Genomic DNA, 26,049 nt, shown 5'->3' on the forward strand with positions numbered 1-26,049 from the left:
GCAGCAGCGGGACGGGCACCGCCGCGGCCACGGATCTCACCGAATGCGCCCCGCGCGCCGGGCCCGCTCACTCCGTCCTCCGCAGAGCGACGAGGTCGGCGAGCTCCTCGTCGCTCAGCTCGGACAGGGCCGCCGCCTCACCGCCGTCGAGCACCGCGTCGGCCAACTCCCGTTTGGCGTCGAGCAGCAGAGCGATCCGCTCCTCGACCGTCCCCTCGGTGACGATGCGGTGCACCTGCACGGGCTGCGTCTGCCCGATGCGGTAGGCGCGGTCGGTGGCCTGCTCCTCCACCGCGGGATTCCACCAGCGGTCGTAGTGCACGACGTGCGCGGCACGCGTGAGGTTGAGGCCGGTGCCCGCGGCCTTCAACGACAGCAGGAACACCGGGACTTCGCCGCTCTGGAAGCGACGGACCATCTCCTCGCGCCGCGCGACAGGTGTACCGCCGTGCAGCAACTGCGCCTGCACGCCCCGCTGATGGAGATGGCGCTCGATGAGCCGGGCCATCTCCACGTACTGCGTGAAGACCAGCACCGCTGCGTCCTCGGCGAGGATGACCTCCAGCAGCTCGTCGAGCAGCTCCAGCTTCCCGGAGCGCCCGGCGAGCACGGCGCCGGCCTCCCCTCCCGGTGGGGCGACGGCCTCCTTCAGATACTGCGCCGGGTGGTTGCAGATCTGCTTGAGCGCAGTCAGCAGCTTCATCACCAGGCCGCGGCGCGCCATGCCCTCCGCCGCCTCGATCCTGGCCATTGTCTCGCGCACGACGGCCCCGTAGAGCCCGGCCTGTTCACGTACGAGCCCGACCGGGTGGTCCGTGACGGTCTTCGGCGGCAGCTCGGGGGCGATGCCCGGATCGGACTTCCTGCGCCGCAGCAGGAACGGGGCCACCAGACGCGCCAGTCGCAGGGTCGCCTCCTCGTCCTCACCGCCCTCGACGGCGCGGGCGTGGCGTGCACGGAAGGACTTCAGCGGGCCGAGCAGACCCGGTGTCGTCCAGTCGAGAACGGCCCACAGTTCGGAGAGGTTGTTCTCGACGGGCGTGCCGGTGAGCGCCACCCGTGCGGGAGCGGGGACGGTGCGCAGGGCCCTGGCCGTGGCCGAGTGCGGGTTCTTCACGTGCTGCGCCTCGTCGGCGACGACCAGCCCCCAGCGCTGCGCGGCCAGTTCGGAGGCGCTGGAGCGCATCGTGCCGTAGGTGGTGAGGACGAAGCCGCCGCCGGAGTCATCCGGGACGGCGCCAGGGAGGCTGCGGCCGGAGCCGTGGAACCGGCGCACCGGCACGCCCGGGGCGAAGCGTTCGATCTCCCGCTGCCAGTTGCCCAGGAGCGAGGCCGGACAGACGACGAGGGTGGGCGCCCGCGAACCCGACCGCGCGCGGTGCAGATGGAGCGCGATGAGGGTGACGGTCTTGCCGAGCCCCATGTCGTCGGCGAGGCAGCCGCCCAGGCCGAGGGACGTCATCAGGTCGAGCCAGGCCAGACCCCGCAACTGGTAGTCGCGGAGGGTGGCTTGGAGCCCTTCCGGCTGGGCCGGAAGGGGCGGTTCGGAACGCAGGCGTGCGCGCAGCTTCTCCAGAGCGCCGACGGGGACGGCCTCGACGGTCTCCCCGTCGACCTCCGCTGCGCCGGTCAGCGCGGCGGACAGCGCGTCGGCCGGCTCCAGCAGGCCCAGGTTGCGCTTGCGGGCCTTGCGTACGAGCCCGGGATCGACCAGCACCCACTGGCCGCGCAGCTGTACGACCGGAAGGTGGGCCTCGGCCAGCGCGTCCATCTCGGCCTCGGTGAGCTGTTCGCCGCCGAGCGCCAACTGCCAGCGGAACTCGAGCAGTTCGTCGGCCTCGAAGAAGCCGAACCCGTCCGAGGCGGTGCCCGGGGCGGGACGGATCACGGCGGTCGCGGTCAGTTCACGGGCGACTTCGCGTGGCCAGTGCACGGCGACGCCGGCGGCCGCGAGCCGGGTGGCGGCCCTGCCGAGCAGATCGCTCAGCTCGTCCTCCGACAGCGGCAGCACGTCCGGGACGGGATGCTCCAGCAATCGCCCCAGCGGCGGCCACACGCGGGAGGCCCGGCGCAGCCCGAGGAGGGTGTCGATGCGGGCGCGCGGGCCGAAGTGTTCGGCCCCCGCCCAGAGTTGAGCGGCGTCGGCGACGAGTGCGGGATCGGCGAGACTGTGCACCTGCACCACGGCCGCCGAACCCCGCCGCACCCGGTCGCCGCCGTTCTCACCGGCGGCGGCCTCGACGTCGGGGCCCGTGTCGAACAGGTCGTCAACCGCCAGGTCGAGGCGCAGGGAGATCCGCACGCCCACGTCCGTCCCTGCCGCGACCTCCGCGGCCCACTCGCGCGCTCCCGGCAGCCGCTGCGGCGCCCACGCGGCGAACGGCGCGCCCGCGGCGTACGGCGCCGCCGGGGTGCGGGGAAGGGTGTCCGCGACGGCGTCGAGAAAGGACCGCAGCAGGGGCTCCGCAGCGGGCACCCGCAGCGGTCCGCCGTTGCCGGGCACCGGAACGGCGTGCGCCTCGGCCGGCATGGCAGCGGCGATCGCCCGCAGATGCCCGATGTCCTGAGCCTCCAGCGGACCGGCCCGCCACTCGTCGCAGTCCCCGCCGCCGAGACCGGGCAGCAGACGACCCCGCGCGACGAGGTGCAGGGCGTGCAGAGCGGCGGCACCCCAGCAGGCGGCGGCCGGATGCGCTCCCTGCTGCCGGCGTGCGTTCACCAGCAGCGGCAGCGCGTCGCCGACGCTCACGCTGAGGGCAGCGACCGTACGGGCGCGGGCGCCTCTTCCGTGCCGCCGTGCGACGGTCAGCTCCAACAGCTCCGCGTCGGGAACTTCGCACTTGCCGGGCGGCGGCAGCTCCCCGCCGTCCGGACGCCAGAAGGCGACCCGGCCCGTCCGCGACGGCTCCCCCGGCAGGAAGACCGCGGCACACCGCGCGAGCCCCTCCCTCGGCAGCACAGCCATCCCGGCCACCACTTCCGCTTCTCGTGCTGCGGAGACCGTGCGCTCCCCGGTGACGCACGGTCCCCACTCGAACGCACACGAGTCTATGGCGCACCACTGACAACGCCCCTTGCGCTGTCGTCCGGCGCAGTCCGCACGGGAATCGGCGCGCGGCGGCACGCCCTGTGTTGCTACGTTCACGCCATGACGGACAGCGAAGTGACAGGCGCCGATGCCGCGGTGACCGCCGACGACCTGCGAGACGCCGTGCGCCTGGCGGTGGCGGCCCTCAGCGAGGGGATCGAGGCGGACTGGAGCGGCGCGGCAGGGTCGCTGGAGTGGGACTGCTGGACGACCGTCGAGCATCTCTGCAACGCCCTGTTCGTGTACGCCACTCAACTCACCCCGGACAACCCACCGTTGACCGGCAACGTCCCCTTCGGCGCCACCCCCCGGACACCGAACGGCCCCGCCACCGCGATCAGCGCGAACCGTGACGCCGGCCCTGCGGGACTGCTGCGGGTCCTGGAGGCCTGTGGCGCGCTGCTGACCGCGACGGTGCGCACGGCCCCGCCGGATCTGCGCGCGTGGCATGTGTACGGTGTCGCGGACGCCGGCGGCTTCGCCGCGATGGGCGTGGTGGAGACCCTGGTGCACGGGTACGACGTCGCCGGGGGCCTCGGCATCGCGTGGGACCCGCCGCAGGACCTGTGCCGCCGCACGCTCGCCCGGCTCTTCCCCGACGTACAGGTCCTCGACGCCCAGCCCTGGCAGGCTCTGCTGTGGGCCACGGGCCGCACCGCTCTCCCGGGCCGTCCCCGCCGCACGTCGTGGCGCTGGTACGGCGCGTTGGACGCACAGCGGGTCACGGCGCCCGCGGCGGAATGATCCGGGGACGGACGGTGGCGGGCCACGCCGCGATCCTCCCCTCTCGAGGAGGACGTCAGATCGCTGCGCGCAGGGCACGAGGATCAACACGGGCCTGATGTCTCAGGCCTCAGGCCTCAGGCCTCTGTCCTCAGGCCTCAGGCCTCAGGCCTCAGGCCTCAGGCCTCAGGCCCTAACTGAGTCTGTTCTCACGTGAGTCCGGCCCCGTCGGCCCCACCTCGGGCAGGACACCCCCGCAGGGGCAGGATCAGGACGAGCGTGGAGGGTCGAAGTCCGCGGCCTCGACGAAGTCCGGACGCGGGTCCAGCGCCGCGGCCAGCCGGAAGTGGCGCCGCGCCTCGTCCTTGCGGTCCGCGCGCTGCAGGGTCCGGGCGAGAGCGAAATGCGCGAACGCGTTGTCCGGCTCCCGCTCCAGCACGGTCTGGAACTCCATCTCCGCCGGGCGTAGTTGCGCTCCGAGAAAGAACGCACGGGCGCGCAGCAGCCGCGCCGCCGTGTTCTCCGGGTGTGCTGCGATGACCGTGTCGAGCAGTTTCAGAGCGCCGCGCGGATCCCGCGCGTTGATCAGCTGCTCGGCAGCGCGGAACTCGATGACCAGGGTTTCGGGAGTGGCCTCGGACACGGTGGCTGCCTCCTCACCGGGGCCGGCGTGACAAAGGATGTCGGTGCACAGGCGCGGAACGCCTCATCCCCTGTAGCTATTCCCAGTCGCAACCACTGGCACTCCGCTCCCACTGAAGCGGGCTAGGGGTGTCTACAAACAGCGTCGTCCTCCCCCTGGGCCGGCCGGGCGCCCCTACGCCCGCCGGCGCAGCTCCTCCCACACCTCTCGCACCCGCGCCTCCAGCTCCTCCCGCGAGCCGTCGTTGCGGATCACGATGTCGGCCAGCGCCAGCCTCTCCTCCCGTGTGGCCTGCGCCGCCATGCGGGCGGTGGCTTCGTCCTCGGCCATTCCGCGCTGCTGCACGAGCCGGTCGAGCTGCGTTGCGGGCGATGCGTCGACGACGAGAACCAGGTCGTAGAGCGGGGCGAGCCCGTTCTCGGCGAGGAGCGGCACATCGTGGACGAGTACGGCGCCGCCGCCACCGTCGCGCGCATCCCCCGCCCCGGACGCTCCGGCCGCCTCCGCGTGCTCCGCCTCCTCCGCCTGACGCTCCAGCTCGGCGGAGCGCTCCCCCACGAGCGGGTGAATGATCGCGTTGAGCGCCGCCAGCCTCTCCGTGTCGGCGAAGACGACGGAGCCGAGCCTGGGCCGGTCCAGGCTGCCGTCGGGCGCGAGGATCTCCTCCCCGAACTCCTCGACGACGGCGGAGAGCCCCGGTGTGCCCGGCGCCACGACCTCCCTGGCGATCTTGTCGGCGTCGACGATCACCGCGCCGTACCCGTCGAGCAGCCGCGAGACCTCGCTCTTCCCGGCGCCGATACCACCCGTCAGTCCGACCTTCAGCATGGCGGTCACGCTATACGGTGCGCGGGAGCGGGCAGCGCGCAGGCCGGGCGCCCCGTCCCGGTCCCTCAGCTCGCGCTGTCCCCGCCGCCTCCGGAGCCGCCGCCACGCCCGCGACCTGGATCTTTCTCGTCGCCCTCACCCTCACGTTCGGCAAGGAAGCGCTCGAAGACCGCTCCGAGCTCCTCGGCCGAAGGCAGCTCGCTCGGCTCGGCCACGAGGCTGCCACGGGACTCCGCCCCGGCAAGTGCGTCGTACTGCTGCTCGAGGCCCCGTACGACGGCGACAAGGTCCTCGTCCCCCTCGGCGAGCTGCCGCTCGATCTCGCTCTGTGTCTTCAGCGCCTCGTTGCGCAGGGCGTGCGCGACGTCCGGCAGCACCAGGCCCGTCGCCGAGGTGATGACTTCGACGATGACGAGGGAAGCGTCCGGGTAGGGCGACCGCGCCACATAGTGGGGCACGTGCGCGACGACGCCGAGCACGTCGTGCCCGGCCTCAGCGAGCCGCAGCTCGATCAGCCCGGCGGCGCTGCCGGGGACCTCGGCCTCCTCGAAGAGGGGCCGGTGGCCCGGCACGAGATCCGTACGCGTGCCGTGCGGGGTGAGTCCCACGGGACGGGTGTGGGGGACGCCCATCGGAATGCCGTGGAAGTTGACCGACATCCGTACGGCCAGACGTTCGGTGATCTCGCGGACCGCCGCGGTGAACGCCTCCCACTGCACATCCGGTTCGGGCCCGGACAGCAGCAGGAACGGTGCGCCCGTCGCGTCCCGTACCAGCCTCAGGTCCAGCCGGGGCGTCTCGTACGAGACCCAGCGGTCGCGGCGGAATGTCATCGTGGGCCGGCGCGCCCGGTAGTCGACGAGGCGGTCGGCGTCGAAACGCGCGACGACGGTACTGGGCTGAGTGTCCTTCAGACGCTCGACGATCTGCTCTCCGGCCTCGCCGGCGTCCATGTATCCCTCGAAGTGATACAGCATCACCAGACCGGCGCTGTCGGACTCCGCGATGACGGCGTCGACGGCCTCGAGGCCGCTCTCGTCCCACATGTACACGCTTTGCCCACTGTGCGGTTCAAGCACTGCTGGCGCCCCTAACTAGTCGTGTTCCGATGCGACAACGGTGCGCGGGCGGCAAGCATTCCTGCGGCGGCACGCGGACAGCGAAGTGGGGCCCGCTCCCGAAGGAGCAGGCCCCACTTTCCGTACCGTCAGCCGATGCCGCCGCTCAGCGGCGGACCTTCGGCTTCAGCGCCTCAGCTCTGGCCGCCGGCGAGCTTCTCGCGCAGCGCCGCCAGCGCCTCGTCCGAGGCGAGGGCGCCGGAGTCCTCGTTCGACTCCGAGGAGTACGAACCGCCGGAACCGCCGGTCTGGCCACCGCCGCCGTTGCCGCCCTGCTGGGGCTGCGGGCTGCCGCCGCCTGCGCCGGCACCCTCGGCCGCCGCCTGCTCGTCGGCTTCGCGGGACTTGATGACCTGCGCCTGGTGCTGCTCGAAGCGCTGCTGCGCCTCGGCGTACTGGCGCTCCCACTCCTCGCGCTGCTTCTCGTACCCCTCCAGCCAGTCGTTGGCCTCGGGGTCGAAGCCCTCGGGGTAGATGTAGTTGCCCTGGTCGTCGTACGACGCGGCCATGCCGTAGAGCGTCGGGTCGAAGTCGACCGTGGTCGGGTCCGCACCGAAGGACTCGTTGGCCTGCTTCAGCGAGAGGCTGATGCGGCGGCGCTCCAGGTCGATGTCGATGACCTTGACGAAGATCTCGTCGTTGACCTGGACGACCTGCTCCGGGATCTCCACGTGGCGCTCGGCCAGCTCGGAGATGTGGACCAGGCCCTCGATGCCCTCGTCCACACGGACGAACGCACCGAACGGCACCAGCTTGGTGACCTTGCCGGGCACGACCTGCCCGATCTGATGCGTGCGGGCGAACTGCTGCCACGGGTCTTCCTGCGTGGCCTTGAGCGACAGGGAGACGCGCTCGCGGTCCATGTCGACGTCCAGGACCTCGACCGTGACCTCCTGGCCGACCTCGACGACCTCGGAGGGGTGGTCGATGTGCTTCCAGGACAGCTCGGAGACGTGGACGAGTCCGTCGACACCGCCGAGATCGACGAAGGCGCCGAAGTTGACGATGGAGGAGACGACGCCGGAGCGCACCTGGCCCTTCTGGAGGGTGGTGAGGAAGGTCTGGCGGACCTCGCTCTGCGTCTGCTCCAGCCAGGCACGGCGGGAGAGGACCACGTTGTTCCGGTTCTTGTCGAGCTCGATGATCTTGGCTTCGAGCTCCTTGCCCACGTAGGGCTGCAGGTCACGGACGCGGCGCATCTCGACCAGGGACGCGGGCAGGAAGCCCCGCAGCCCGATGTCGAGGATGAGGCCGCCCTTGACGACCTCGATGACGGTGCCGGTGACGATGCCGTCCTCTTCCTTGATCTTCTCGATCGTGCCCCAGGCACGCTCGTACTGAGCGCGCTTCTTCGAGAGGATCAGGCGTCCCTCCTTGTCTTCCTTCTGGAGGACAAGGGCTTCGATCTCGTCACCGACGGCGACGACCTCGTTGGGGTCGACGTCGTGCTTGATCGAGAGTTCGCGGGACGGGATGACGCCTTCGGTCTTGTAGCCGATGTCGAGCAGGACCTCGTCCCGGTCGACCTTCACGATGACGCCGTCGACGATGTCGCCGTCGTTGAAGTACTTGATCGTCTCGTCGATCGCGGCGAGGAAGGCTTCCTCGGAACCGATGTCGTTTACCGCAACCTGCGGAGTGGTGGCGGTGGTCTCGGTGCTGCTCGTCATGTGTGAAAGGGTCTCCGGGTACGGACATGAAAGTCGTAGGTCTTGCTACGCCGAGAGCCCGTTATCGCACCGCGCATGCAAGCCAGCCGGACACAGCCTTGAGAGCCACAAACCGAGGGGATACACCACCGATGCGAGCGCGACCTGCTCCGTCCGAGGCGCGCAGGCCCGCAGCGCAACTTGTAGCATACGGGGGCCGCTGGGCATGGTCAATGCGCGAAAGAGCACAGCTGGGGTGGAACGTCCCATAACCGGCGCGCCCGTCACAGCGTGCACCCCTTGAGGCACTGAGCGGTGTCACCGCAGCCCCCGCGGCGACAAGTCATATCGGTGAGAGTACGACGGCGGGCGCGATGATCCAAGAAGACGGCGGCAGGAAAAGCACAGCGGAGTACGCCGAGCCGGAAGCCGTACGCAGACAGGCGGGAGACGCGGAGAGCAGCCGCGCGAACCGCGGATGGTGGAACCGCAACGCCGACGAGTACCAGGACGATCACGGCGCCTTCCTCGGCGACGCCCGTTTCGTGTGGTGCCCCGAGGGCCTGGACGAGGCGAAGGCCCGGCTGCTCGGGCCGCCGGAGGCCCTGCGGGAGCGGCGTGTGCTGGAGGTGGGCGCCGGCGCCGCACAGTGTTCGCGGTGGCTCGCCGCGCAGGGCGCACGTCCCGTAGCGCTGGACCTCTCGCACCGTCAGCTCCAGCACGCGCTGCGCATCGGCGACGGGGAGGGGCCGGGCGCCGGCTTCCCGCTCGTGGAGGCGGACGCCCGGGCGCTGCCCTTCGCCGACGGCTCCTTCGACGCGGCCTGCTCCGCCTTCGGTGCGCTGCCCTTCGTCGCGGACCCGGTGCGGGTGCTGCGGGAGGTGCGCCGGGTGCTGAAGCCGGGCGGACGGTGGGTGTTCTCCGTGACGCATCCGCTGCGTTGGGCACTCCCGGACGAGCCGGGCCCGGACGGGCTGACGGTCATCAGCTCCTACTTCGACCGAACGCCCTACGTCGAGCAGGACGACGGAGGCCGCGCGGTCTACGTCGAGCATCACCGCACCATCGGCGACCGGGTGCGGGACCTGGTGGGAGCGGGATTCCGGCTGCTGGACCTCGTCGAGCCGGAGTGGCCCGAGTGGAACTCGCAGGAGTGGGGCGGCTGGTCCCCGCTGCGCGGGCGGCTGATTCCCGGGACGGCGATCTTCGTGTGCGAGCGCGACGAGGGGCACTGACACGGCCCTGCGGGGCGATGGATGCGACGGCGAACCGTGCGGGACCTTCTCGGCCTCCCCCTGCGGCCGTGCCGGGCACTCACCCCGCACGGCCGCGCTCGGGCTCGATGACGGAGCGGACGCGCGCGCCCTCCCGGCCTCCGTGCCGGACGTGCGGCCCGCGTTCGTGCCGGGAGTACGGTCCGCGTCGCATCGGTCCGGGACCGGGAGCGGGAGCGGACCGTGCGCCGCAGTGCCCGGGACTACTCGGTGACCGTCAGCTCGATGTCGAACGTGGATCCGTCCTCGGTGGTGAGGCGGAGCGTGAAGGCGCCCGCGCTGCCGTCGGTGTGGACGGCGGGCAGTTCGAGCACTCCCGCCTCCCCGAGGATGCCCGTCGGCTGGGTGACGGAACGGTCCTCGTTGCCGAAGAGGTCCTTGAAGAAGGGGCCCTTGGTGTTCTCCTCGCCGTCCTTGTCGATCATGGTGGCGGTGACGGGCACACCTCCGGCCGCTTCCTTCTCGTGTGCGAGGTCGACCTTGATGTCTGTGAACTTCGAGTCCACGGGGGCCTTGAGCGGGCCGCCGGGGGTGCGGGCGAAGGTGTACTTCGGCTCGACGGTGGCCTCCATCGTGGCGGCACGCAGGCCGCGGCCCTCCGCCTTGGCGCTGACGGTGAAGCTGCCTTCCCGCTCGCCCGCGTCGATGAGGGGGGCGGTGGCAAGGCCGTTCAGCGCGGTGGTTGCCGTGGCCTCGCGCGAGCCGCCGGCGAAGCGGGCGCCGGTATCGCCCTTGATCGTGTACTCGATGCGGACGCCCTTGACGGCCTCGCCTGACGAGTTGACGGCCCGTACGCGGGCTCGATCATCGAAGTTCTCGCCGGTGTAGGCGGACAGTTCGTCTGCGAGGACCGGCTTCAGGGCCGTGGGCGTGTCCGGGTCGGGAGCGGGTGAGTCGCCTCCGCCGTCGCCCTTGCCGGGCTTGTGCGACCCGGGTCCGCCGTGCGAACCCTTGCCGCTCTCCTTGCCGTTGCCCTTCCCCTTGCCGGCCCCGGCCGTGCCGCCGGCGCCAGGTGAGGTGGGCAGGACCCCGGACCCGTCGGGGACCTTGTGCGTGCCGTTGCGGTAGAACTCGTACCAGGCCAGCACTGTGCGCAGGTAGGCCTGGGAGTTGTTGTAGCTGAGGATCGAGCGGTTCAGGCCCGCCTTGGAGGTCAGGTCCCGTTCGCCCGCGCAGAGATATCCGGCGGCGGCCAGCGCCGCGTCGTGGATGTTGTCCGGGTCGCGGCTGCCGTCGCCGTTGCCGTCGGTGCCCCAGCGCGACCACGTCGACGGTATGAACTGCATGGGGCCGACTGCACGGTCGAAGCGCCGGTCGCCGTCGAAGCGGCCGCGGTCGGTGTCGTGGATACGGGCGAAACCCGATCCGTTCAGCACCGGGCCCAGGATCGGGCGGAGGGTGGTGCCGTCCTTGTCGACCGCTCCGCCGCGGGCCTGTCCGGACTCGACCTTGCCGATCGCCGCGAGCAGTTCCCAGCGCAGTCCGCAGGCCGGGTCGGAGGCGTTGATGGAGCGGACGGCGTTCCTGTACGCGGCGAGCAGCGTCGCCGGTATGCCGGAGTCGGAGGGCTTGTCGGGTGAACTGCGGGGCGGGGTGGGCGATTCGAGGGGCGGCAGCTCCGTGTGGTACGAGCCGTCGCCGGGCGTGCGGTCGGGCTGGACGTCATCCGCACGCTCCTTGCCCGGGTCCGCGCCGTGGGCCATGTCCGTGCCCGGGGCCTGCGATGCGGTCAGCGCCGCCATCGTCGCGGCGGCGATGGCCGTACCGGTCACCCCTCGGCGGAGCTTCCTGCCGCCGCGAATCCCGCCGTTCAGCGCCATGTGCCGGACTCCCCTGCTCTCCGCTGTGGTCGCCAACACGGCGACACTACGGCAACTCCCCTGCCGCGTCTGCGGGTCGGGGGGCATTCGCCGCTCAGGGCGGAGCAGGGCTCAGGCTCAGTGCGCTGCCGACTCCCAGTCGTCGCCGACGCCGACCGACACATCCAGCGGCGCACGCAGCTGGACCGCGCCGGCCATCTCCCTGCACACCAGTTCCTCGACCGCGTCGCGTTCGCCGGGGGCCACCTCGAGCAGGATCTCGTCGTGCACCTGAAGCAGCATCCGTGAGCGGAGCTTCTCCTCGCGCAGCGCGGCGTCCACGCGCAGCATCGCCAGCTTGACGATGTCGGCTGCCGTCCCCTGGATGGGTGCGTTGAGCGCCATCCGCTCCGCCATGTCACGGCGTTGGCGGTTGTCGCTGTTGAGATCGGGAAGGTAGCGGCGGCGCCCCATGATCGTCTCGGTGTAGCCGGTCGCACGCGCCTCCGAGACGGCCCGGTGGAGGAAGTCACGTACTCCGCCGAACCGTTCGAAGTAGTCGTCCATCAACTTGCGGGCCTCGTCCGGGGTGATGCCCAGCTGCTGGGAGAGGCCGAAGGCCGACAGACCGTAGGCCAGGCCGTAGGACATGGCCTTGATCTTGCGGCGCATCTCGGCGTCGACCTGGTTCTCGGTGACGTCGAAGACCTGCGAGGCGACGGTGCTGTGCAGATCCTCGCCGGAAGTGATGGCCTCGATCAGCTTCTCGTCCTCCGACATGTGGGCCATCACGCGCAGTTCGATCTGGCTGTAGTCCGCCGTCATCAGGCTCTCGTAGCCCTCACCGACGCGGAAGCCGCGGCGGATGGCGCGGCCCTCGTCCGTACGGATGGGCACGTTCTGCAAGTTGGGGTCGGTGGAGGAGAGACGGCCGGTGGCGGCGACGGTCTGACTGAAGCTGGTGTGGATCCGGCCGTCGGCTGCGATCGTCTTGATCAGGCCCTCGACGGTGGTGCGCAGCTTCTGCTGTTCGCGGTAGCGCAGCATCAGCACCGGCAGCTCGTGCTCCGTCTGCGACGCGAGCCACGTCAGCGCGTCGGCGTCCGTCGTCCAGCCCGTCTTCGTCTTCTTCGTCTTCGGCAGGCCCAGTTCTCCGAAGAGCACCTCCTGGAGCTGCTTGGGCGAACCGAGGTTGAACTCGTGCCCCACGGCGGCGTGCGCGTCCTTCACCGCCTGCTGCGCGGCGTCCGCGAACTGCTGCTCCAGGCCCGTGAGCCACTCGCGGTCGGCGCAGATGCCGGCGCGCTCCATCCGCGCCAGCACGGCGGAGGTCGGCAGCTCCACATCGCGCAGCAGTTCGGCGGCGCCCACTTGCGCGAGCCTGTCCTCGAAGATCTCGCCGAGGTCGAGGATCGTGCGGGCCTTGACCATCAGCGCCTGCGCCTCGGCCTGTTCGTCCACGCCGAAGGCCAGCTGCCCCCCGCCGGCGTCGGCGGGGCCGATCTCACGCCCCAGGTACTCCACGGACAGCGCGTCCATGTCGAAGGAGCGGCGGCCCGGCTTGTCGAGATACGCGGCGAGCGCCGTGTCCATGGTGACCCCGGCGACGCTCCAGCCGTGCTCGGCGAAGACCCGCATGACCGCCTTGGCGTCGTGGACGACCTTCAGGCGGGCGGCATCGGCGATCCACGACGAGAACGCCTTGTCCTCCGCCTCGTCCAGCTGCGCCGGGTCGAACCAGGCCGCGGGCCCGCCTGCGGCGGCGAGAGCGATCTCGCTGACGCTGCCGGTGCCCAGCTTCCACACGTCGACGGTGGCCAGGCCGAGAGTGCCGCCCGCATGCTCGTCGAGCCAGGCCACCAGCTCGCCGGGGCCCAGCACGCTGCCGTCGATCTCCACGCCCTCCGCGGACGGGGCGACCTCTTCCTCCTGCGCGCCCGGATCGACCGCGAACAGCCGCTCGCGGAAGTTGAGATGACGGAACTCCAGAGCGTCCAGCACGACGTTCAGCGTGTCCCGGTCGTAGGCGACGCGCTCCAGGTCCTCCGGACGGCAGCTCAGCTCGACGTCGCTGACCAGCTGCGTGAGGTGGCGGTTGAGCGTGACCGACTCCAGATGCGCCCGCAGGTTCTCCCCCGCCTTGCCCTTCACCTCGTCCGCCCGGCGCGACAGCTCCGCGAAGGAGCCGAACTGGTTGATCCACTTGGTGGCCGTCTTCTCGCCGACGCCGGGGATGCCGGGGAGGTTGTCGGACGGGTCGCCGCGCAGCGCGGCGAAGTCCGGATACTGCTCGGGCGTGAGCCCGTACTTCTCGAAGACCTTCTCGGGGGTGAAGCGCGTCAGCTCCGAGACGCCCTTCGTCGGATAGAGCACCGTCACGTCGTCGCTGACGAGCTGAAGGGCGTCCCGGTCGCCGGTGACGATGGAGACCTTGAAGCCCTCGGCCGTCGCCTGCTCGGTCAGCGTCGCGATGACGTCGTCCGCCTCGAAGCCCTCAACGGCGAAACGGCGCACCCGCATCGCGTCCAGCAACTCCCCGATCAGCTCCACCTGGCCCTTGAACTCGTCCGGGGCCTTCGAGCGGTTCGCCTTGTACTCCGGGAACTCCGCCGAGCGCCAGGTCTTGCGGGAGACGTCGAAGGCGACCGCGAAGTGCGTGGGCTCCTCGTCGCGCAAAGTGTTGGACAGCATCGAGGTGAAGCCGTAGATCGCGTTCGTCGTCTGGCCCGTCGAAGTGGAGAAGTTCTCCGCGGGCAGGGCGTAGAACGCGCGGTAGGCGAGCGAGTGCCCGTCCATCAGGAGCAGGCGCGGTGCGGTCTTCTTCGATGCCTTCTCAGTCACGTCCCCGATCCTCCCACGCCCCACCGACAGCCCGGTCCGGACGCATATGGAGCGGCCGAGGAGGCGGTGCGCAGCAGCCCGCCGCCCGTGGACGAAAGGTCGTCGCACCGCTGAACGCCACCGCCGAGGTGAGCGGCACCCGGCGGGCACGCAGCCGGTGATCCGCGTCACCCGGGCCTGAGCGCACGCTCAGCAACCTGATATGACAGTGCCGGACAACTGACCGCGCAGGCCCGCCGGGAGCCCACGACCGCCCGACGGGCCCGGCCCCGGCAGGCCGCCCCACACGGTGATCGGAGCCGCTGCCCATGGGTGAGCACGCCAGAACCACGTTCCCGCAGGAGATCCTCGACCAGTGGGAAGGACTCGGAGTCGACCTGCCGGCGCTCTTCTCCGCGGGGCACCTCGGCGCACGCATGGACCTGCAGATTCTGCACGCCTCGCCCGAGAAGGTCACCGGCACGCTCCCCGTCGAGGGCAACACCCAGCCCTACGGGCTGCTCCACGGCGGCGCCTCCGCCGTACTGGCCGAGACCCTCGGCTCGGTCGGCGCGATGCTGCACGGCGGCCCCGGCAGGATCGCCGTCGGCGTCGACCTCAACTGCACGCACCACCGCGGAGTCCGCTCCGGCCTGATCACCGGCACAGCCACACCCGTGCACCGGGGACGCACCACCGCGACGTACGAGACCGTCATCACCGACGACGACGGCAAGCGCGTGTGCACCGCCCGCCTCACCTGCCTGCTGCGCGACGCCGCACCCAATGCGGACGCTCTGGCCGCCCCGCCGGAAGGCCGCTAGCTTCCCGCACATGGCAGGCACCGGACGAAGACGGGGCGGAACACCGGACACCCCTCGAAAACCCCCGGCCCCCACGGGCAGCCGCGGTGCTCACCCGCCGCGGCACCGGCCCCCTCGGCCGGACATGGTGGTCTCGGGACGCGACAGCGCCGGCATCGCCGAACGCTGGTACGGCCTCTCCCCCGCCACCCGCCGCGCGGCGGCCGGCGCGCTCGGTCTCCTCCTGCTCGCCGGCGGCGGCTACGCCATCGCCACCCAGCCGCCCGCAGCACGGCCGCAGCCACAGCACAAGCAGGACAAGCCCCGCCCGGAGCCGGACGACGCGCTGCCCTCGGCCACCTCCCGGCGCATGCCCTACCCCGCGCAGACCGCGCGCATCACCTTCGAACGCCTGGCCGTCACCGACCGCGCGCGCCGCACCTTCACCGTCGAGATGCACGCGGCCGCCACGTCACCGCTGACGGTCCTGGACGTCGGCCAGGGCTACGAAGCCCTCCGGCTGAACCTCGCCGGAGGGCGGGCCGTCTCCGTCTCCCCCGGCAGCCCGCGGACTCTGCTCCTCAAGGCGCGAGTCACCAACTGTGACCGCGTTCCGCTCCGTGCCCGCTCACCGTTCCTCAATGTCACGCTCCGCAATGACCGTGCGCACCAGGAGCTGAGCGTGATCCCGGGCGAGCGCTACGCGGCCGCGCTCACGCACGCATTCCGGACGGTGTGTGAGCGGGGCATCTCCGGGACGCCGTCGGAACCCTGAAGCGATCTGCTGATTCGCACTCCCGAAATGTGTCCGCTGCACGCACGTCACAGAGCGGATGTTCCAGGACGCTCCCCTACGGACACGCAGCGGTCGGGTCTCAATAACAAGAACGTCACACCTTGCCCTGGCCCTCTGCCCCCCGCGATGCGACGGCCATAGAGTCACCGCCAGTCACCGCGCAGCCGGGTGTGCAGTGCGAACCCTGACCCGCATCACGCTCAGGGTGCCCGGCGCGCGACACGGCCCTTCATCTCCGAAGGCCGCGCCAGGGGAAAGGACTGATCGTGCGCCACCGTTCATTGCTCATCATCACCACCGCGGTCGCCGCGGGATCTCTCACGCTGTCCGCGTGCGGCTCACGCGGCGAGGACAGTGGCGGCAAGAGTGGCGGGGACAACACCGTGACCATCGGTCTCGACGCCCCGCTCACAGGTGATCTCTCCGCGCTCGGCCAGGGCATCAAGAACTCGGCCGACCTCGCCGTCAAGACCGCCAACAAGAACAAGGAGGTGGACGGCGTCACCTTCAAGCTGCAGGCACTCGACGACGCCGCCCAGCCCTCCGCCGGCCAGCAGAACGCCAACAAGTTCGTCGCGGACGACAAGGTCGTCGGCGCTGTCGGTCCCCTCAACTCCAACGTCGGCCAGTCCATGCAGAAGGTCTTCGACAAGGCCGGCATGGTCGAGGTCTCTCCCGCCAACACCGCGCCCGAGCTGACGCAGGGCACCGACTGGCGCAGCGGCAAGAAGGAACGCCCCTTCAAGACGTACTTCCGCACCTCGACGACGGACGCCATCCAGGGCCCGTACGCGGCGCAGTACATGTACAACGAGAAGAAGCTCAAGAAGGTCTACGTCATCGACGACAAGAAGACCTACGGCAAGGGCCTCGCCGCCACCTTCAAGAGCGAATTCGAGGACCTCGGCGGGGAGGTCGTCGGCACCGACCACGTCGACCCCAAGGAGAAGGACTTCACCGCGGTGGCCAACAAGGTCGCCAAGGCCAAGCCCGACTTCGTCTACTACGGCGGCGAGTACCCCGCCGGCGCCCCGCTCGCCGACCAGGCCAAGAAGGCCGGCCTCGAGGGCCCCGTCGTCGGTGGTGACGCGCTCTTCAGCGCCGAATACGTGAAGCTGGCAAAGAAGAACTCCGAGGGCGACATCGCCTCCTCCGTCGGCGCACCGCTGGAGACCCTCGACAGCGCCAAGGAGTTCACCAAGAACTACGAGGCCGCCGGCTACAAGCTGCCCTACGAGGCCTACGGCGGCTACGCCTACGACGCCACCTGGGCCATCATCCAGGCCGTCAAGGCCGTCGCCGAGAAGAACGACGGCAAGCTGCCCGAGGACATGAACGACACCCGCGAGCAGGTCACCGAAGCCATGCAGGACGTGACCTTCGACGGCGTCAGCGGCAAGGTCGGCTTCGACGAGTACGGCGACACGACCAACAAGCAGCTCTCGCTGTACGAGGTCAAGGACGGAGAGCACAAGCCGGTCAAGACCGGCACGTTCGAAGAGGACTGAGCCGGGCGAACACCCCGTCCATTCACATCACTACGCCGCGCGGGGACGCGAACAGCGCCCCCGCGCGGTCGTATCCAGACACCACTCGGAGGCCCCGCGGTGAACGACCTGCCGCAGCAACTGGCCAGTGGACTCATCCTCGGCGCGATGTACGGGCTCATCGCGATCGGATACACGATGGTCTACGGCATAGTTCAGCTCATCAACTTCGCCCACGGCGAGATCGTCATGTTCGGGGCCTTCGGCGGCCTCACCGCATGGCTGCTCCTCCCCAAAGGCACAGCCCTCATGCTCGCCCTGCCGGTCATGCTGGTCATGGCAGTGGGCGTGTCCGTACTCGTCGGCATCGGCGCCGAACGCTTCGCCTACCGCCCACTGCGCAACGCCCCGAGGCTCGCGCCGCTCATCACGGCCATCGGTCTGTCGATCATGCTCCAGCAGCTGATCTGGAGCTTCTACCCCGACGCCAAGAAGGCCCGCACCTTCCCGCAGTTCAGCGGCAGCAGCGTCGAGATCCTCGGCGCCAACGTCCAGCGCGGCGAGCTCTTCCTGCTCATCGCCGCACCCGTCTGCATGATCGCCCTGGGCTTCTTCGTCGCCAAGACCCGCACCGGCCGCGCCATGCAGGCCACCTCGCAGGACCCCGACACCGCGAAACTGATGGGCATCAACACCGACCGCATCATCGTCACCGCGTTCGCCATCGGCGCCGCGTTCGGCGGAGTCGCGGCCATCGCCTACGGCCTCAAGTACGGGCAGATCGACTTCAAGATCGGCTTCATCCTCGGCCTGAAGGCCTTCACCGCGGCCGTGCTCGGCGGCATCGGCAACATCTACGGTGCCATGGTCGGCGGCATCGTCCTCGGCCTCGCCGAATCGCTGGCCACCGCGTACATCGAACTCATCCCCGGCATGGAACTCTTCGGCGGCGGCGCCTGGAAGAACGTATGGGCATTCGTCCTGCTGATCCTCGTGCTTCTCGTACGACCCCAGGGCCTGCTCGGCGAACGCATCGCGGACAGGGCGTGATAGCGATGGCAACCACCAACCCCGAAGCGGGCACCACCAGCCCCGCCAACACACCGGCCGAACCCCTCGACCCCACCGGCGCACCCGGCACCCTGCCGCTGCCCCCCAAGGCAGCCCGCATCATCACCGCCGCCGGAGCCGTCGGCACCCTCGCGAGCACCATGCTCGCCTGGACCTGGACCGCCGAATTCCCCGGCGACCTCACCTACTACGGCTCACCCGTCGACCTGCAGACCCTCACCCTCGTCGGGTCGGTCCTCACCCTCGCCGTGCTGCTCGCCGGAAACGGCGTACGCGGACTGCGCTGGCTCACGCCCGGCGGCAGGACCGCGCCCGTGGTGCTGCTGGCCATCGGAACGCTCGGAGTCGCCTGGTTCACCGCCGGCGCCATAGCCGTCGTACTCGGCGGACTCGTCAACTTCGAACCCGGCATGTGGGTCGCCGTACTCGCCAGCCTCGTCACCGTCGTCGGCGCCCTCGGCCTGCGGGCCGACGAACCCTTCGACCCCGCGGACCCCGCACTCCGCAACCCCGGCGCCTGGCAGCGCTTCCGCCACACCCTCAAGGCACCGGCGCCGCGACCCGCACGGGAGCTGCCCGCCTGGGCCGAACTGCTCGTCATCGCCGTCACGTTCGGGATCGCCCTGTTCGTCTTCACCTACGGCATCGACACCCCGTACGGCGAACTGTTCATCGGCTTCCTGATCCTCGTCGGCTTCGCCGCCACCGCACTCGCACGCGCGGGCCTCACGCAGCGGCTGTCGAAGATCACCGGCAAGCACCGCAACGTCACCTTCGCCGCCGCATTCGTCGCCGCGGCCTGCTTCCCCTTCACCCAGAGCAGCGACCAGTACACCTCCGTCGCCGCCAACATCCTCATCTTCGCCACCGTCGCACTCGGCCTCAACGTCGTCGTCGGCCTCGCCGGGCTCCTCGACCTCGGATACGTGGCCTTCCTCGGCGTCGGCGCCTACGCGGCGGCACTCGTCTCCGGATCGAACACATCCGTGCTGGGCGTCGAATTCCCCTTCTGGGCCGCCGTCCTCACCGGCGCCGGAGCCTCACTCGTCTTCGGTGTCGTCATCGGCGCCCCGACGCTGCGGCTGCACGGCGACTACCTCGCCATCGTCACCCTCGGCTTCGGCGAGATCTTCCGCATCGGAATGGAGAACCTCGACGGCTCCTCCGGCCCCTCCGTCACCAACGGCGCCAACGGCATCGCCAACATCCCCGACCTGGTGATCCTCGGCTTCGACCTCGGCGAGGACCACACGATCCTCGGCGTCGAACTCGGCCCGTTCGCCAACTACTACCTGCTCATGCTCCTCTTCACGATCATCATCGTGACGATCTTCCGCCGCGCCGACCGCTCCCGCATCGGCCGCGCATGGGTCGCCGTACGCGAGGACGAGACCGCCGCACGCGCCATGGGCATCAACGGCTTCCGCGTCAAGCTCATCGCCTTCGCGCTCGGCGCCACCCTCGCCGGCATGGCCGGCACCGTGCAGGCACACGTCACCTCGTCCGTCACGCCCGAGCAGTACCAGTTCGTCGAAGTCGTACCGCCCAACTCGGCGTTCCTGCTCGCCGCCGTCATCCTCGGCGGCATGGGAACCGTCAGCGGACCCCTCGTCGGCGCCTCACTGCTCTACCTGATCCCGGCCAAGCTCCAGTTCATCGGCGACTACCAACTCCTCCTCTTCGGACTGGCGCTGGTGCTCCTGATGCGCTACCGCCCCGAAGGCCTCCTCGCGGACCGCCGCAAGAAGCTCGAATTCCACGAGACCGGCCAGCTCGACGTACCGACCGGCGGCCCCGGCCTCAGCAAGACGGAGGCATCACGATGACCACCACCACGACAACCGGCGTACACGACGCCGCGCCCGCAGGACGCACCGACGTGCTGCGGGCCACCGGAGTCACCATGCGCTTCGGCGGCCTCACCGCCGTGCGCAACGTCGACCTCAACGTCGACAGCGGCGAGATCGTCGGCCTCATCGGCCCCAACGGCGCCGGCAAGACCACCTTCTTCAACTGCCTCACCGGCCTGTACATACCGACCGAAGGCCAGGTCTCCTACAAGGGAACAGTGCTGCCGCACCGCTCCCACCTGGTCACCAAGGCAGGCATCGCCCGCACCTTCCAGAACATCCGGCTCTTCTCCAACATGACGGTCCTGGAGAACGTCCTCGTCGGCCGCCACACACGCACCAAGGAAGGCCTCCTCTCCGCGCTGCTGCGCGGCCCCGGCTTCCGCAAGGCCGAACGCACCTCCGAGGAAAAAGCCATGGAACTCCTCGAGTTCACCGGCCTCGCCGACAAGCGCGAACACCTCGCACGCAACCTCCCCTACGGCGAACAGCGCAAGCTCGAAATCGCCCGCGCCCTCGCCAGCGAACCCGGCCTGCTCCTCCTCGACGAGCCCACCGCAGGCATGACCGCCGGCGAGACCAGCGCGACACGCGACCTCGTCCTCGCCGTACGGGAACAAGGCACCGCCGTACTCGTCATCGAGCACGACATGCGCTTCATCTTCAACCTCTGCGACCGCGTCGCCGTCCTCGTACAGGGCGAGAAACTCGTCGAAGGCTCACCCGAGACGGTCCAGGCCGACGAACGAGTCGTCGCCGCCTACCTCGGCACACCCTTCGAAGGGGAACCCGGCGAAGCAGAAGCCGCGGAAGTCCGCGAAGCGGAAACCCGCGGCGGCGACGCAGCCGCAACCGGAACAGCCACGGCCACCCCCGCCGGGAGCGACGAGAACCCGAAGGGAGAGCGGTCCTGATGCCACTCCTCGAAGTCGACGACCTCCGCGTCGCCTACGGCAAGATCGAAGCCGTCAAAGGCATCTCCTTCAGCGTCGAAGCCGGCCAGGTCGTCACCCTCATCGGCACCAACGGCGCCGGCAAGACGACGACCCTGCGCACCCTCTCCGGCCTCCTCAAGCCCCTCGCCGGAAAGATCACCTTCGACGGTGAAGTGATCAACGACATGGGCGCACACAAGATCGTCGCCAAGGGACTCGCACACTCCCCCGAAGGCCGCCGCATCTTCCCCCGCCTCACCATCGCCGAGAACCTCCAGCTCGGCGCCTTCCTGCGCAAGGACGCAGCAGCAATCCAGCGGGACATCGACCGCGCCTACAGCCTCTTCCCCATCCTCGGAGAACGCCGCAACCAAGCCGCCGGCACCCTCTCCGGAGGCGAGCAGCAGATGCTCGCCATGGGCCGCGCCCTGATGTCACAGCCCAAGCTGCTCATGCTCGACGAACCCTCCATGGGCCTCTCCCCGATCATGATGCAGAAGATCATGGAGACCATCACCGAGCTCAAGGCACAGGGCACGACGATCCTCCTCGTCGAACAGAACGCCCAGGCCGCCCTCTCCCTCGCCGACCACGGCCACGTCATGGAGATCGGCACCATCGCCCTCTCCGGCACCGGCGAGGAACTCATGCACGACGAATCCGTGCGCAAGGCCTACCTCGGCGAGGACTGAACCCCGCCGCAACACCGACACGGGCACACACGAGTGGGCCGCCCCCGGCACCCGGGAGCGGCCCACTCGAGCTTCGCGGCGACGCCGAGATCTGCCGCATGGCGGGGGCCGCGTGGCGGGCCCGGAGCCGGCCGGACCGGCCCCGACTCACCGCTCCTGCTGCTTGCGCTCCTCGCCGTCCGCGATCACAGCCTCGGCGACCTGCTGCATCGACAGCCGCCGGTCCATCGACGTCTTCTGTATCCAGCGGAACGCGGCCGGCTCCGTCAGCCCGTACTGCGTCTGCAGCACGCTCTTCGCCCGGTCAACCAGCTTCCGCGTCTCCAGACGCTGCGAGAGATCCGCGACCTCCTTCTCCAGCGTCCGCAACTCCGTGAACCGCGACACCGCCATCTCGATCGCCGGCACCACATCGCTCTTGCTGAACGGCTTCACCAAATACGCCATCGCACCCGCGTCACGCGCACGCTCCACCAGCTCCCGCTGCGAGAAAGCCGTCAGCATCAGCACCGGTGCGATGCTCTCCTCCGCGACCTGCTCCGCCGCCGAGATCCCGTCCAGCACCGGCATCTTCACATCGAAGATGCACAGATCCGGACGGTGCTCCCGCGCGAGCTCCACCGCACGCTGCCCGTCACCCGCCTCACCGACGACGGAGTAGCCCTCCTCCTCCAGCATCTCCTTCAGATCCATCCGGATCAGCGCCTCGTCCTCGGCGATCACCACCCGCGTGGTCAGCGGCGGCACATGGGCGCTCTGCTCACCGGCAGCGGAGGCGTCGGCGACGGAGTTGTCAGGCTCGGGGATGTCCGCGGTGCTCACTGGGCTCCTCGTTTCCGCACAGGTGGGAGGTACGAGGGTATCGAGTACCTCCGGGCAGCCGTCACCCGGTACACTCCCAGAGCAGCTGTGGCCGGGTTGGCGGAACGGCATACGCGGATGCCTCAAAAGCATCTGTCCGAAAGGGCATGCGGGTTCGAATCCCGCACCCGGCACCTTTTCCCTGATCGGCCACCCTTTCGGGTTACCGATCAGCTGTTCCCAATCGCCACAGTGGAACGGCGTTCACGCTGTGTGCATGGAACAGCACAGCCCTGCGCTCAAAGATGAGGCTCTCGCCCTGCTTGGACAGGGAGTCTCCAACCGGGCCGTGGCGGAGAGGCTCGGCATACCCCGGGGCACGATCGGCTGGTGGCTGCACCAGGACCGCAAAGCCCGGGGAGTCACGTTCGAGCGCCCCCACGATTGCCCGCGGTGCCTGAAGCTGCCGATCGACGGGCCTGCGTACTCCTACCTGCTCGGCCTCTACCTCGGGGACGGCCACCTGGTCTCGAAGGGAAAGCAGCACCATCTGTCCATCTATTGCTGCGATTCCTATCCGGGCCTCATCGACGCCGCTGAAGAGGCGATGAGGAAGGTGATCAAAGGTGCAGGCACAGGACGGCGCGCCAAGATCGGATGCACAGAGGTGAAGTCCTACACGAAGCACTGGAAATGTCTGCTTCCTCAGCACGGGCCCGGCCGGAAGCACGAGCGGCCCATCGTGCTGGTGGACTGGCAGCGGGAATTCGTCGACGAGCATCCGTGGGAGCTGGTGCGAGGGCTTGTCCACTCCGACGGTTGTCGCTTCACCAACTGGACGACCCGCATGGTCGGCGGGGAGCGCAAACGCTACGAATATCCCCGGTACTACTTCACCAACAAATCGGACGACATCAGGAAGATCTACACCGACACCCTCGACCGGCTCGGTGTCGAGTGGAGCACGCTCGCCCGCGGCAGCGACCCGTACAACATCTCCATCGCACCCCGCGCCTCCGTCGCGTTGATGGACGCGCACGTCGGTCCCAAATACTGATCCGCCGCGGCGATTTACTGCGGTGCGTGCGCACTCGCGGTGCGGCAGCATGGCCCGCATGTCATCACTGACGCGCGACGAGGCGCGTACGCGGGCCGGGCTCCTCGAAGTGGAGCGGTATGCCGTCGATCTCGATCTGACGTGCGGCGAGGAGGAGTTCGGGTCGGTGACGACCGTGCGCTTCTCGGTGAAGGGGGGCCGGGGCGGGGCGGACACGTTCCTGGAGGTGCGTCCCGTCGAGCTGCTGCGCGCGGAGCTGGACGGGGTGGCGCTGGATGCGGCGAGTGCGTTCGGGGAGGGCCGGCTGTGGCTGCGGGGCCTGGCTGAGGGGGCTCACGAGCTGCGCGTGGAGGCGCGGATGCCGTATTCGCGGGTCGGTGAGGGCATGCACCGGTTCACGGATCCGGCGGACGGGCTTGTGTATCTGTACACGCAGTGCTGTTTGGACGACGCGCCGCTGGTGTTCGCGTGTTTCGACCAGCCGGATCTGAAGGCGGTCTTCGAGGTGGCGGTGACGGCGCCGGAGGACTGGACGGTGCTGGGCAACGGTGTCGCGCGCAGGACGTCGGCGGGCCGTTGGGAGTGTGCGTCGACGCCGCCGGTGAGCACGTATCTGGTGGGGGTCGTGGCGGGGCCGTACCACTCGGTGCGTACGGAGCATGCCGGGCTGCCGTTCGGGCTTCATGTGCGGCGCTCATTGGCGGAGTTCCTCGATGCGGATGCCGAGGAACTGATGGACATCACGCGGCGGTGTTTCGACCGGTATCACGAGGTCTTCGACGAGCCGTATCCGTTCGACTCCTACGACCAGGCGTTCGTGCCGGAGTTCAATGCGGGGGCGATGGAGAATCCGGGGCTGGTGACGTTCAAGGACGAGTTCGTGTTCCGGTCGGCAGTGACGGAGCTGGAGCGGTGCACACGCGGTGTGACGGTGGCGCACGAGATGGCGCACATGTGGTTCGGGGATTTTGTGACGCTGCGCTGGTGGGACGACCTCTGGCTGAACGAGTCTTTCGCCGAGTACATGGGTTACCAGATCGTGCATGAGGCGACGCGCTTCACGGGTTTGTGGACGGATTTCGCGGTCGCGCGCAAGGGCTGGGGTTATGACGCCGATCAGCGTCCGTCGACGCATCCGGTGGCGCCGGAGCCGGAGGCGGTGCCGGACACCGCTTCGGCTTTGCTGAATTTCGACGGCATCTCGTATGCGAAGGGGGCCTCGGCGCTGCGTCAGCTGGTGGCGTGGCTGGGCGAGAAGGACTTCCTGGCGGGCGTCAACAGGCATTTGACGCGGCATCGTTTCGGGAATGCGACGCTGGCGGATTTCATCGAATCGCTTGCCGGGGCGTCGAGGCGTGATGTGCCGGGGTGGGCGGAGCGCTGGCTGCGTACGACCGGGGTGGACACGTTCTCGCCGCGGGTCGGTGAGGACGGGGGGCGGTGGTCGGTGGCGCTGCGCCATGAGGGGAGCCGTCCGCATCTGCTGGGGCTGGGGCTGTACGACGTGGCGCCTGCGGATCCCTGCCGTCTGGTGCTGCGGGAGCGTCTCGAGCGTGAAGTGGCGGCGGACGAGGCGGAGTCGGTGGTGGTCGCTGAAGGGCCGCGTCCTGATCTGCTGCTGTTGAACGAGGGGGATCTGACGTACGCGAAGGTGCGGCTGGACGATGTCTCGTGGCGGACGGTGCGGGGGGCGCTGTCGGGGCTTCCGGATGCTCTGTCGCGTGCGGTGACGTGGAGTGCGGCGCGGGACATGGTGCGGGACGCGGAGCTGCCGCCGAGGGAGTTCCTGGAGGCGGTGCGGGACCACGCTCCGTCGGAGCCGGAGGTGTCGGTCCTGGAGAGTGTGCTGTCGTTCGCGCGCGGCACGGTCGCGGACCGCTTCGTGCCGGCGGAACGGCGCGGTGGCGCGCTGGAGTTGCTGACGGGTGTGTGCCGCGAGGTGCTGGCTCGTACTGACGGCGGTGCGGCCGGTGAGGGGGCCGTGGCGGGGTTGCGTCTGACGGCGGTGCGTCAGTTCGTCGACTGCGCCGTGGATGCCGGGGAGTTGTACGGCTGGTGGGAGGCGGGTTCGGTGCCCGGGGGGCCGGTGCTGGACGCGGAGTTGCGGTGGCGGCTGCTGCTGCGGCTGTCGGTGCTGGGTGCGGTGGGTGCGGCGGAGATCGACGCGGAGCTGGCGGCCGATCCGGGTGCCGCGGGCCGGGAGGGCGCGGCGCGTTGCCGGGCTGCGTTGCCGGACGCCGCGGAGAAGGAGGCGGCGTGGGGGGCGATGTTCGCCTCGGACGAGTTGTCGAATTATTTGCTGCGGGCGACGGCGCAGGGCTTCTGGCAGCCGGAGCAGCGGGAGTTGCTGGAGGAGGGCGGGTTCGCGGAGCGGTATTTCGCGGATGCGGTGCCGGTGGCGGCGCGGCGTGGTGCTGCTGTGGCGGCGATCGTGGGGCGGTTGGCGTTTCCTCGTACGGTCGTCGAGGAGGGGGTGCTGCGTCGTGGGACGGATTGTGCGGCGGGTGAGGATGTGACGCCGACGCTGCGGCGTGAGTTGGCCGATCAGCTGGATGACCTGCGGCGTGCGTTGCGGGTGCGGGAGTCCGCTCAGAGGTGGTGACGGGGGAGGCCGG

The 26,049-nt window shown here is 69.8% G+C and carries 19 protein-coding genes and 1 tRNA gene; 12 read left to right on the forward strand and 8 right to left on the reverse strand.

From position 1 onward, the window contains the following. Positions 1-67 precede the first annotated feature (67 nt). Complete coding sequence (locus EV375_RS05150) at positions 68-2,965, reverse strand: DEAD/DEAH box helicase (protein WP_130298393.1); 2,898 nt, start codon at positions 2,963-2,965, stop codon at positions 68-70. 183 nt (positions 2,966-3,148) lie between these two features. Here EV375_RS05150 and EV375_RS05155 point away from each other — a divergent pair, with 183 nt between their 5' ends. Further along, positions 3,149-3,832 carry a maleylpyruvate isomerase N-terminal domain-containing protein gene (locus EV375_RS05155; RefSeq protein WP_130298394.1) on the forward strand — a complete coding sequence of 228 codons (684 nt, stop codon included), beginning with the start codon at positions 3,149-3,151 and terminating at the stop codon, positions 3,830-3,832. A gap of 247 nt (positions 3,833-4,079) precedes the next feature. Here the strand turns inward: EV375_RS05155 and EV375_RS05160 are convergent, their stop codons facing one another. The 4 genes from EV375_RS05160 to rpsA all read right to left on the reverse strand — a co-directional run bounded on the left by EV375_RS05160 (position 4,080) and on the right by rpsA (position 8,070). Next, on the reverse strand, positions 4,080-4,454 hold the full coding sequence (locus EV375_RS05160; protein WP_028435629.1) for a tetratricopeptide repeat protein: 375 nt from the start codon (positions 4,452-4,454) through the stop codon (positions 4,080-4,082). Between the two features lie 174 nt (positions 4,455-4,628). Further along, on the reverse strand, positions 4,629-5,282 hold the full coding sequence (coaE, locus tag EV375_RS05165; RefSeq protein ID WP_130298395.1) for a dephospho-CoA kinase: 654 nt from the start codon (positions 5,280-5,282) through the stop codon (positions 4,629-4,631). A gap of 65 nt (positions 5,283-5,347) precedes the next feature. Then, positions 5,348-6,328 (reverse strand): PAC2 family protein, encoded by a 981-nt coding sequence (locus tag EV375_RS05170; RefSeq protein ID WP_207228287.1) that lies wholly within the window; start codon positions 6,326-6,328, stop codon positions 5,348-5,350. Between the two features lie 206 nt (positions 6,329-6,534). Beyond that, positions 6,535-8,070 carry a 30S ribosomal protein S1 gene (rpsA, locus tag EV375_RS05175; protein WP_130298397.1) on the reverse strand — a complete coding sequence of 512 codons (1,536 nt, stop codon included), beginning with the start codon at positions 8,068-8,070 and terminating at the stop codon, positions 6,535-6,537. 353 nt (positions 8,071-8,423) lie between these two features. On the opposite strand from rpsA, the gene EV375_RS05180 reads away from it, so the two are divergent. Then, the gene (locus EV375_RS05180) at positions 8,424-9,284 is read left to right on the forward strand and encodes a class I SAM-dependent methyltransferase (RefSeq protein WP_130298398.1); all 861 of its coding nucleotides are present in this window, start codon (positions 8,424-8,426) and stop codon (positions 9,282-9,284) included. 242 nt (positions 9,285-9,526) lie between these two features. Here EV375_RS05180 and EV375_RS05185 read toward each other — a convergent pair whose 3' ends face one another. Then, positions 9,527-11,179 carry a lytic transglycosylase domain-containing protein gene (locus EV375_RS05185; RefSeq protein WP_486588292.1) on the reverse strand — a complete coding sequence of 551 codons (1,653 nt, stop codon included), beginning with the start codon at positions 11,177-11,179 and terminating at the stop codon, positions 9,527-9,529. Between the two features lie 81 nt (positions 11,180-11,260). Continuing rightward, positions 11,261-13,918, reverse strand: a complete 2,658-nt coding sequence (gene polA, locus EV375_RS05190) for a DNA polymerase I (protein ID WP_130301619.1) — start codon at positions 13,916-13,918, stop codon at positions 11,261-11,263. Positions 13,919-14,271: 353 nt separating this feature from the next. Between polA and EV375_RS05195 the strand changes: the two genes are divergently transcribed. From EV375_RS05195 to EV375_RS05225, 7 genes are all read left to right on the forward strand, one after another. After that, positions 14,272-14,766 carry a PaaI family thioesterase gene (locus EV375_RS05195; RefSeq protein ID WP_130298399.1) on the forward strand — a complete coding sequence of 165 codons (495 nt, stop codon included), beginning with the start codon at positions 14,272-14,274 and terminating at the stop codon, positions 14,764-14,766. Between the two features lie 124 nt (positions 14,767-14,890). Beyond that, positions 14,891-15,520 carry a hypothetical protein gene (locus EV375_RS05200; protein ID WP_130298400.1) on the forward strand — a complete coding sequence of 210 codons (630 nt, stop codon included), beginning with the start codon at positions 14,891-14,893 and terminating at the stop codon, positions 15,518-15,520. Between the two features lie 287 nt (positions 15,521-15,807). Then, positions 15,808-17,049: a branched-chain amino acid ABC transporter substrate-binding protein gene (locus EV375_RS05205; protein ID WP_130298401.1), complete on the forward strand. Its 1,242-nt coding sequence runs from the start codon at positions 15,808-15,810 to the stop codon at positions 17,047-17,049. 99 nt (positions 17,050-17,148) lie between these two features. After that, the gene (locus tag EV375_RS05210; RefSeq protein ID WP_130298402.1) at positions 17,149-18,078 is read left to right on the forward strand and encodes a branched-chain amino acid ABC transporter permease; all 930 of its coding nucleotides are present in this window, start codon (positions 17,149-17,151) and stop codon (positions 18,076-18,078) included. A gap of 5 nt (positions 18,079-18,083) precedes the next feature. Then, the gene (locus EV375_RS05215; RefSeq protein WP_130298403.1) at positions 18,084-19,925 is read left to right on the forward strand and encodes a branched-chain amino acid ABC transporter permease; all 1,842 of its coding nucleotides are present in this window, start codon (positions 18,084-18,086) and stop codon (positions 19,923-19,925) included. Then, positions 19,922-20,863 (forward strand): ABC transporter ATP-binding protein, encoded by a 942-nt coding sequence (locus EV375_RS05220; RefSeq protein WP_130298404.1) that lies wholly within the window; start codon positions 19,922-19,924, stop codon positions 20,861-20,863. Before EV375_RS05215 ends, EV375_RS05220 begins: the two co-directional genes overlap by 4 nt. Beyond that, a complete protein-coding gene (locus tag EV375_RS05225) occupies positions 20,860-21,576 on the forward strand; it encodes an ABC transporter ATP-binding protein (RefSeq protein ID WP_130298405.1) in 717 nt (238 codons plus the stop codon). The genes EV375_RS05220 and EV375_RS05225 overlap by 4 nt, the downstream gene beginning before the upstream one ends. 147 nt (positions 21,577-21,723) lie before the next feature. On the opposite strand, the gene EV375_RS05230 is transcribed toward EV375_RS05225, so the two are convergent. Next, on the reverse strand, positions 21,724-22,398 hold the full coding sequence (locus EV375_RS05230) for an ANTAR domain-containing response regulator (RefSeq protein WP_486588293.1): 675 nt from the start codon (positions 22,396-22,398) through the stop codon (positions 21,724-21,726). Positions 22,399-22,488: 90 nt separating this feature from the next. On the opposite strand from EV375_RS05230, the gene EV375_RS05235 reads away from it, so the two are divergent. The 3 genes from EV375_RS05235 (at position 22,489) to pepN (ending at position 26,036) form a co-directional block, all read left to right on the forward strand. After that, positions 22,489-22,571 (forward strand) — tRNA-Leu (locus tag EV375_RS05235). 83 nt (positions 22,572-22,654) lie between these two features. Beyond that, positions 22,655-23,434: a helix-turn-helix domain-containing protein gene (locus EV375_RS05240; protein WP_130298406.1), complete on the forward strand. Its 780-nt coding sequence runs from the start codon at positions 22,655-22,657 to the stop codon at positions 23,432-23,434. A gap of 58 nt (positions 23,435-23,492) precedes the next feature. Continuing rightward, positions 23,493-26,036, forward strand: coding sequence for an aminopeptidase N (gene pepN, locus EV375_RS05245; RefSeq protein ID WP_130298407.1), 2,544 nt, complete (start codon positions 23,493-23,495; stop codon positions 26,034-26,036). Positions 26,037-26,049: the final 13 nt, after the last annotated feature.

Source organism: Streptomyces sp. CNZ301 (genome assembly GCF_004217425.1).